Origin of the sequence: Boseongicola aestuarii (assembly GCF_900184815.1) — a bacterium.
In the GTDB taxonomy this organism is placed as follows: domain Bacteria; phylum Pseudomonadota; class Alphaproteobacteria; order Rhodobacterales; family Rhodobacteraceae; genus Boseongicola; species Boseongicola aestuarii.
This window is the reverse complement of sequence record NZ_FXXQ01000055.1, coordinates 1-1,353: the sequence shown is the minus strand read 5'-3', so window position 1 is coordinate 1,353 and position 1,353 is coordinate 1. Positions and strand designations below refer to the sequence as shown.

General features: G+C 60.5%; 4 protein-coding genes. All 4 read right to left on the bottom strand.

The genetic code is table 11. From position 1 onward, the window contains the following. Positions 1-506, bottom strand: a 506-nt coding sequence (locus BOA8489_RS19995) for an AAA family ATPase (RefSeq protein ID WP_141138359.1), incomplete at its 3' end; no start/stop codon positions are given. After that, positions 503-895, bottom strand: coding sequence for a hypothetical protein (locus tag BOA8489_RS19990; protein WP_141138358.1), 393 nt, complete (start codon positions 893-895; stop codon positions 503-505). The genes BOA8489_RS19990 and BOA8489_RS19995, both read right to left, overlap by 4 nt. Continuing rightward, on the bottom strand, positions 892-1,098 hold the full coding sequence (locus BOA8489_RS19985; protein WP_141138357.1) for a hypothetical protein: 207 nt from the start codon (positions 1,096-1,098) through the stop codon (positions 892-894). The genes BOA8489_RS19990 and BOA8489_RS19985 overlap by 4 nt, the downstream gene beginning before the upstream one ends. After that, positions 1,095-1,353 (bottom strand): hypothetical protein (locus BOA8489_RS20595; RefSeq protein WP_176440396.1); only part of this gene is annotated, 259 nt, incomplete at its 5' end. The genes BOA8489_RS19985 and BOA8489_RS20595, both read right to left, overlap by 4 nt.

The window sequence follows — 1,353 nt, the reverse complement described above, 5'->3', positions numbered from 1 at the left end:
GATTGATACTGGCTATCCTTGCCGCCGGACGCGGGTCGTACCGTCGCCAGCGTGTCCACGATCAAGAGGCGTGCATCAGGCGTGCTCCTGATCCAGTCCTCAAAGGCCGTGAGGCCTCCTTGATCCAGCCGGGGCCATTCCGTCGAGAACAGGAACTTCTCCGGCCAGTTGGGATCATCGGGCGCGATCTTGTGCATCCGCTTCTTTAGCCGTCGCGCGTTGTCTTCAAGGGCGGCATAGAGCACTGACCCCTGTTCGACGGCCCTACCTAGAACCTCATCCCCTGTCGCAATGCCATAGCCCATTTGCAGGGCCAGCCAGGATTTCCCCAGCTTGGGCTTTCCAGCAAAGAGCGTGACACCTTCGGGCAGAAGATCACGCACAATCCAGGAGATCGGTGGGAACTCAGTCGTTTGCAGTTCGCGAGCCGACATCATCGGGGGCAGGGTGGTGGAGACCGGCGCAGCGCCAGCCTCCAATGTCTTGAATGCGTGATTCCAGTTCATGCGGCATCCCTCCGGCTTGCGGAGGCGAGGAAAGCATCCCGGTCCCGATGCGACAGACTGAGGAACGCCGCGACCAGCACCGCCTTGCGCTCCTCGGGAGATGCATGGTCCGCCCACCACGATGCTTCATCGCTTGCATCAAAGAGGGGTGGCAAAGGCATGCCGATCCCCTGGCGTTTGCGCACCTCGCCTACGACATACTCCACGTCCTCGGCCGCCATCGACCCGACAACCGCCATCAGAAGGCAGGAGCGCTCAAAGCCAGAGAGACGGACCTGAAGAACCGTCGACAACCCGCTCCAAGCCACTGGGTCGTTCTCCAGAGTGAGGGCAAAGCTCAGCATCTTGCAGACGCGATTGTGTTGATCATTCTTGAATGAGGTGCTCAATTGCCGCCCTCCCCAAAGAGAAGAGTTGCGATCAACTGAGCGCGCCTATCGGTCAGCCCGCAGCGATTGCGGACATGACGGGTTTGCAAAATACCAGAGGAGGCGTATGTCTGGGTCAGGGAGTTCGTACGCATATCAAATTCCTCATTGGCCCCGGGGGTGCGTTGCCGCGCATCGTCGGGGTTTTTCATTTGTCGCTTCATGTCGCACCTCCGATGATCACGGGAAGATCAGCGAGGATGGCGAGTGCCACGGGGTCAATCCGGCCGCACAAGGTGGCGCAGGCTCGGATCAGAGCCTCACGGGTCCGAAAGTAGCCAACCCCGCGCCAGGGCCGCTCGGCGCCACCCTTTTTGCGACGCTGCACTACAAATTGAATGCGATCCCTGCAGACGATCACCCGGTGATGGGCACAGAGGCAGGTGACGACGCCAGAGTAGGCGTCGGAGGTTTCTTGG